Raw genomic sequence first — 7,211 nt, 5'->3', positions numbered from 1 at the left:
ACACGGCACCACTCGGTCACCCGCGTCCTCCCCGCCGCGCACTCGGTCAGGACTTCGACGCGATGAGCCGACCCATCTTGCGCTGCATTTCGCCGCGATCGGCTGCCAGCGACGTCTGGTACTGGATTTCCAGGACCAGGTCGCCCTTGAGCATCCACAGGGTGGGCCCGTAGGCGGAGTGCCGTTCAAAGGCCGCGTCGCCGACGCCCGTCACCTTTTCGACCTTCTGCGTGTTCGTACTGTCACGGGTGGTCTGTTCCTGCTGTTCGAAGTCGGTGCGGCCGTTCTCCGACTTCACGGAAACGCTGATTCCGAAGCCGCCTTCGTCCACCGCCCAGGAGCAGACGGGGCTGGAGCCGACACTCGCCTTCTCGACCTTCAGAACCGGAGCTCCCAGAACGCCCTCGACGTCCTTCTTCGAAGCCAGTTCGCAGGGATCGGTCCGGATGGCGGTCGTGCCTCCGTCGCCGGCGTCCTCGCCGGCGTCCTCGCCTTGGCCGGATTCCTGGTCGCCGGGCGGCGGTGTGGCTCCCGCAGAGGCGTTCGCGCCGTTCTCCTTGGCGTCGTCCGGGCTGTCGGAGTCACCTCCACAGCCGGTCAGCGCGAGCGCCCCCACGATGAGCGCCGCACACAGCCCGGGGGCCACCCGTCTCCGGCCCCCGCGCCCTCTGCCGCCAGTTCTGGATCTCACGGATTCTCCTCCGAATCGCCACGGCCGCGCCTCCCGGCGACGGCCCCCAACCCCGTTACGCCGCCGAGTGCGGCACCTCCCCACGGGGCGAGTTGGAGAAGTGTACTGATACGCGCTATTCAACTACCGCCAGGGACCGCCCTTTTGGAAATACTCAGCCACGTGCGCGATTTCGACACGATCATTCCGCCCCGGGAACGGAAACGCTCACTGTCGGTGGGCATCCGACTCGGGCTCCGGGAGGGGGAGTTCGTCGAGGGTGAAGGTGCGGCCGTCGGCGAGTGGGTTGGGGAGCTTGCCCGTGCCGTACCTGTGAGTGTGTGTCGCGACGTATCCGATGGCGGTCGGCTGGGTGTGGAGGACGACTTCCTGGGTGTAGGGGTCCACGACCAGGTAGATCGGGATTCCGAAGCGGCCGTACTTGGCCGTTTGCCGTCGGCTCCGGACAGGACCGCGTGGCCCTTGGGGAGATCGGTGTTCACGCTCGCGTCGACGCTCAATGGACGGCTGCTTCCCGGTGGGCGGTCAGGCTACGGCGGTCGGCGCCGCTCGCCGGGCCTGGTGGGTACGGGGGTCAGCGACAGCGCGTGGCGCGGTTGTCCGGCAGGGAGGACGACGGGCGGGGGCGCTGAGTCACGGAGCGCGAACGGGCGGCCGGCGCCTCGCGTGGCGCCCTCGCGCCTCCGGGGGCGCATGGGCGAGGGGCCCGCTCCCCCCGACCGGGAGCGGGCCCCTCGTGTTGGTGTGCGGCCGCCGGTGGCGGCGACCGTCAGAAGGCCTCTTCGGGCAGCTCCATGACCGAGAGGTCGATGTTCTCGGCCAGTTCGCGCTGGACCGTGACGCCCGGCAGGATGTTCGCCGCGAAGAACTTGGCGGCGGCGATCTTGCCCTCGTAGAAGGCCTTGTCCTTGGCGGACGCGCCGGCCAGCTTCTCGGCGGCCACGGCGGCACCGCGCAGCAGCAGGTAGCCGATGACAACGTCGCCGGAGGCCATCAGGAAGCGGGTGGTGTTGAGGCCGACCTTGTAGATGGACTTGACGTCCTGCTCGGTGGCGGCCAGGTCGGTGAGCATGGTGCCGACCATGCCCTCCAGGTCGGCGGCGGACTTGGCGAGCTGGTCGCGGGAGGCGGCCAGGCCCTCGCCGCCGGCGGCCTCGGCGAGGAACTTCTTGATCTCCTCGGAGAGCGCGGTCAGGGCCTGGCCCTGGTCGCGGACGATCTTCCGGAAGAAGTAGTCCTGGCCCTGGATCGCCGTGGTGCCCTCGTAGAGGGTGTCGATCTTGGCGTCCCGGATGTACTGCTCGATCGGGTACTCCTGGAGGTACCCGGAGCCGCCGAAGGTCTGGAGGGACTGCGCCAGCTGCTCGTAGGACTTCTCGGAGCCGTAGCCCTTGACGATCGGCAGGAGCAGGTCGTTCAGGCGGATCGCGGCGGAGGCGTCCTCGCCGGCGTGCTCCTTGATCAGGATCTCGTCCTGGACGGCGGCGGTGTAGAGGACCAGCGCGCGCATGCCCTCGGCGTACGCCTTCTGGGTCATGAGCGAGCGGCGCACGTCCGGGTGGTGGGTGATGGTGACGCGCGGGGCGGTCTTGTCGGTGAACTTGGCCAGGTCCGCGCCCTGGACGCGCTCCTTGGCGTACTCGAGGGCGTTGAGGTAGCCGGTGGAGAGGGTGGCGATGGCCTTCGTGCCGACCATCATCCGCGCGAACTCGATGATCTTGAACATCTGGCGGATGCCGTCGTGCTTCTCGCCGAGCAGCCAGCCCTTGGCGGGGTGCTTGTCGCCGAAGGTCATCTCGCACGTGTTGGAGGCCTTGAGGCCCATCTTGTGCTCGACGTTCGTGGCGTAGGCGCCGTTGCGCTCGCCCAGCTCGCCGGTCTCCCAGTCGAAGTCGTACTTGGGGACGATGAACAGCGACAGGCCCTTGGTGCCCGGACCGTGGCCCTCGGGGCGGGCCAGCACGAAGTGGATGATGTTCTCGGACATGTCGTGCTCGCCCGAGGTGATGAAGCGCTTGACGCCCTCGATGTGCCAGGAGCCGTCCTCCTGCTTGATCGCCTTGGCGCGGCCGGCGCCGACGTCCGAACCGGCGTCCGGCTCGGTCAGCACCATCGTGGAGCCCCACTGGCGGTCGACCATGCGCTGGGCGATCTTGTGCTGCTCCTCGGTGGCCTCCTCGTAGAGGACACCCGCGAAGGCCGGACCGGAGGCGTACATCCACACGGCCGGGTTGGCGCCGAGGATGGTCTCGGCGAAGCCCCACAGGAGGGAGCGCGGCGCGGTGGTGCCGCCGATCTCCTCCGGGATGCCCAGGCGCCACCACTCGGCGTCCATGTAGGCCTGGTAGCTCTTCTTGAAGGACTCGGGGATCGGAGCGGTGTTGGTCTCCGGGTCGAAGACCGGCGGGTTGCGGTCCGCGTCCTCGAAGGAGGCGGCCAGCTCGTTCTCGGACAGGCGGGCGATCTCGGAGAGCACGCTCTTGGCGGTCTCCACGTCCATCTCGGCGAACGGCCCTGTGCCGTACACCGTGTCGCGACCGAGCACCTCGAACAGGTTGAACTCGATGTCCCGGAGATTCGACTTGTAGTGGCCCATGGCGCCAGGCTCCGTAATGCCGGGGAGGGGGGTGCTCCTCCAGATGCGTACCAATCAGTAGCTCCCATAGTGCTACCCGTCGGTAATAAGAAGCAACCCCAAGCGCCGGGAGTGTGACGGAGCTGTCGAAAACCCCACGTGTTACCCGCGGTAAGGAGGCCGGTTCGGGGCCCGGGGTACCCGGTACGGCAAGCGGGGCACGGCGAGCCGCCCTCCGGCGGTAACCTGTGGCGCATGTACGGCTACGACCAGAGCGCACAGGGCCACCACCCCGGCGGCCACGGGCAGTACTCGACGCAGCCGCCGCCTCCGCAGTCCGGCTACGGCCAGCCGCCGCTGCAGCAGCAGCCGCTGTACGAGCCGGCGCCGCCGTCCCTCGCCGACGCCGTACGCGCCTTCACCACCGGCACCATGTCGGCGGAGGAGTTCCAGAGCATCTTCCACAACTCCCGCGTCTACTGCCCGCGCGGCGAGACCCCCGGCTTCCTCGCCCTGCACAACACCCAGCAGCCCGTCATCCCCATGTTCACCACGCTCAAGGAGCTGCGGGCGTACGCGGGCAAGGAATCCAGGTACTTCGTGATCACCGGCGCCGAGGTGCTGGACCTGCTGCCCGCCGGGTACGGCTTCGTGCTCGACATAGAGGGCGACCACCGCGTCGTCTTCGACGCCAAGGCGGTCGGCGAGATGGTCGACTACGCGATGCGCCGCATGTACGGCTGACGTCGCCGGCGCTCACGGAGTTCGCGCGGCCGCCTGGCGTCGGGGACGCGTCGTGTCCTACAGGGTCGTGTCCCACAGGGTCGTGTGCCACCGGGCGCGGCCGCGCTGGAGGGCGGCGGCCAGGGAGGGCTCACCGATCCGCTCCCGTATCGACGCCGTGACCCGCCGCACGTCCTGGCTCTCCGCGTCGGGCAGCGGCGCCCCGGCCGCCTCCCGGCCGGCGGCGGCCGCGCCCAGCAGTTCCGCCGCGTGCGTCGCGTCCCCGCGCAGCACCGCCACCTCCGCAAGACCCTCCACGGCAAGCGCCACCGCGCGCTGGTCGCCGAGCGCACGGGCGAGCGCCAGTCCGCGCTCGTGCAGCTCGGCCGCCTCGTCCACCCGGCCGAGCCCGGTGGCGACAAAGCCGAGCTCCGCCAGCGCCAGCGTCTCACCGGGCGCGAAGTCGATCTCCCGGTAGCCGGCGAGCAGCGGGCGCAGCCGCTCCTCGGCCTCGGCCGGTTCCCCGGCCCGCCGGGCGCACAGCGCCAGCGCGTGTTCGGCGTGCGTGACGCCGCTGGTGTAGCCGTGCTCGACCGCCACCCGCCGGGCGCGTTCCAGGAAGGAGCGCGCCTCGTCGAACCGGCCGCCCAGCATCTCCACGCGCCCCAGCGCCCACAGCCGGTCCGCGACCTCCGGCCACAGCCCGAGCCCCCGGGCGGTCTCCAGGCCCGACCGGCTGAGTCGGGCGGCACGCGCGTAGTCGCCGTTGATCTCGGCGAGCGAGGCCAGCAGCGCGTCCGCCTGGCAGCGCCCCCAGCCGTCGTCCACCGCGGCGAACACCTCCGCGCAGGCCCGGCCGTCCCGCCCGGCGGCCTGTAGATCGCCTCGGACGAGCGCGTGCTGGCCGCGCAGCATGCGCGCGGCGGCGCGGTACCAGCGGTGGGCGGGTGCGGGGTCGCCCGGCGGATGGTCCTCAGGAGCGGCCGACAGCCGGCGTTCGCTGGCCGGGAGGTCGCCCGCGGTCCAGTGGGCGAGCGCGATCAGCCAACGGCGGCGGGCCGCCCCCGGCCCGTTCCCGGTGAGCGACCGGTCGAGGTCCGGCGGCGCCGGAGCCCCGCAGAGCAGCGCGAAGACGCCGCGCCACGTCACCGCGTCGGCGCCCTCGTCGCCGACCGGCGCCTCACCGCTTCGGGGCGCCGGGCCCGTCCGGGCCTCCTCGGCGAGCAGTGTCGCGCGGCGGCCCTCCTGGAACCGGCCGCGCAGGAACCAGTACCAGCCGAGCGCGGCCACCAGCCGGTCCGCCTCCTCGGCCAGGCCGTGCCGACGGGCCGCCTCCAGCGCCGCCCGTACGGTGCCGGACTCCGCGTCCAGGTCGGCGAGTCGGCGCCGCTGGTCCGCGCCCAGCAGTCCTGCGGCGGCCTCCTCCGCCGACCGCACCGCCCAGCGCACGAGCCGGGTCTCCGGCCCGTCGCGCTCGCCCGCGGCGGCCAGTCGCTCCAGCGCGTACTCGGCGACCGACTCCAGCAGTCGGAAACGGCCCGTCGGTCCGTCGTCCACCCGCACCACCAGCGAACGGTCCACCAGGCGGGCGAGCACCCCGACGACGTCCGGGCCTGTGACGACGCCTTCGGGCGGCACGGCGCCGCCCGGCGGGGCGGCTTCGGCGGCGGGGTCCGCGCAGACCTGTTCGGCGGCCGCCGGCACGCAGCCGTCGGGGAACACCGCCAGGCGCCGAAGCACCGCGCGTTCCGCCGGCGTCAGCAGCTCCCAGCTCCAGTCGATGACCGCGCGCAACGTCCGCTGTCTGGGCGGCGTGCCACGCAGCGCGCCGCCGTCGAGCACCGCCAGCCGGTCGGCCAGTCTGGCCGCCAACTCCCTTGCTCCGAGGGCGCGTACGCGGGTGGCGGCGAGTTCGAGGGCCAGCGGCAGGCCGTCCAGTCGGCGGCAGACCGCCGTCACCGCTGCCGGGTCCAGCTCGGTACCCGGCGCGGCGGCCGCCGCCCGGGCGGTGAACAGTTCGGCCGCCGACTCCTCCGACAGGGCCGGTACGGGACAGACAAGTTCGCCGGCGACGCCCAGCGGCTCCCGGCTCGTCGCCACCACCCGGACCCCGGGCGCCGCGGCGAGCATCCCGGCCACGACGTCGGCGGTCTCGTCCACCACGTGCTCGCAGTTGTCCAGCAGGAGGAGCGGCGAACGGTCGGCGAGCGACCGCCCCAACCACGCGCCCGGCGCGGACGGCCGGTCGTCGCGGATGCCGAGGACCCGGGCCACCACCCCCTCCACCTCCCCGGCGGCCTCCGCCGGCACGCCGGCCAGCTCGGCCATCCAGACGCCGTCGGCGTGGTCGGAGACCAGCCTGCCGGCCACCTCGACGGCAAGCCGCGTCTTGCCGACCCCGCCGGGCCCGGTCAGCGTCACCAGCCGGGCCGACCGCAGCTTGCCGACCAGGTCGGCGACCAGCGCGGTGCGGCCGACCAGCGGGGTGAGCGGCGCCGGCAGGTTTGTCGCCGACCGACGCTCGTCCCGGGCGACGGCACCCGCTTCCGCCGCCGCCCCCGCCCCCGCTTCCGCCGCCGTGCGCGGGGTCAGCGACGGGTCCTGGCGGAGTACGGCCCCGTGCAGCTCGGCCAGTTCGGGGCCCGGGTCGACGCCGAGTTCGTCGGCGAGCCGCCGCCGCACCTCGGTGAGCGCGGCCAGCGCCTCCCCCTGCCGTCCGGCCTGGTAGAGCGCGCGGACGTGCACCGCCCACAGCCGTTCGCGCAACGGATGTGCGGCCACGAGCGCGGACGTCTCCCCGACGAGGCGCGGCGCCTCCCCGAGCGCGAGTCGGGCCGCCACCAACTCCTCGGTGACGCTGAGGCGTTCCTCCTCCAGCCGCGCCGCCACCGGGTCGGCGAAAGCCTCCCCGCCGAAGTCCGCGTACGCGGAGTGGCCCCGCCACAGGTCAAGCGCCGCCCGGTAGCCGTCGGCACGCCGCCGCGAGTCGTCCTCGCCACGGGCCCGCGCGGCGAGTTCACGGAAGCGGTAGACGTCGACGTCGTCCGCCCGCAGCGCGTACCCGGGCGGCCCGAAGGTGACCAGACGCCGCGCCTCCGGCTCGGCGGCGGCCAGCGCGCGGCGCAGCGACGACACCTTCGTCTGGAGGGTGTTGACCGGGTTGCCGGGCTGGCGCGCGCCCCACAGCGCCTCCGCGAGGCGCCCCACCCCCACCGGGTGCCC

The 7,211-nt window shown here is 72.8% G+C and carries 5 protein-coding genes; 1 reads left to right on the top strand and 4 read right to left on the bottom strand.

Annotated elements, in window-relative coordinates; all coding sequences use genetic code 11:
* Positions 1-46: 46 nt before the first annotated feature.
* From GL263_RS17675 to GL263_RS17665, 3 genes are all read right to left on the bottom strand, one after another.
* On the bottom strand, positions 47-646 hold the full coding sequence (locus GL263_RS17675; RefSeq protein WP_182856692.1) for a DUF3558 family protein: 600 nt from the start codon (positions 644-646) through the stop codon (positions 47-49).
* Positions 647-898: 252 nt separating this feature from the next.
* Positions 899-1,078, bottom strand: coding sequence for a hypothetical protein (locus GL263_RS17670; RefSeq protein ID WP_228456592.1), 180 nt, complete (start codon positions 1,076-1,078; stop codon positions 899-901).
* 382 nt (positions 1,079-1,460) lie between these two features.
* Complete coding sequence (locus tag GL263_RS17665; RefSeq protein ID WP_182856691.1) at positions 1,461-3,287, bottom strand: acyl-CoA dehydrogenase; 1,827 nt, start codon at positions 3,285-3,287, stop codon at positions 1,461-1,463.
* 234 nt (positions 3,288-3,521) lie between these two features.
* Here GL263_RS17665 and GL263_RS17660 point away from each other — a divergent pair, with 234 nt between their 5' ends.
* A complete protein-coding gene (locus GL263_RS17660; RefSeq protein WP_182856690.1) occupies positions 3,522-4,010 on the top strand; it encodes an SseB family protein in 489 nt (162 codons plus the stop codon).
* Between the two features lie 57 nt (positions 4,011-4,067).
* On the opposite strand, the gene GL263_RS17655 is transcribed toward GL263_RS17660, so the two are convergent.
* Positions 4,068-7,211: ATP-binding protein (locus GL263_RS17655; RefSeq protein ID WP_228456591.1), on the bottom strand; the 3,144-nt coding region annotated here is incomplete at its 5' end.

It is taken from the genome of Streptomyces durbertensis (assembly GCF_014156695.1).
GTDB classification, from domain to species: domain Bacteria; phylum Actinomycetota; class Actinomycetes; order Streptomycetales; family Streptomycetaceae; genus Streptomyces; species Streptomyces durbertensis.
Note: the sequence above shows the minus strand (reverse complement) of the source record. Positions and strands in the feature narration are given on the sequence as shown.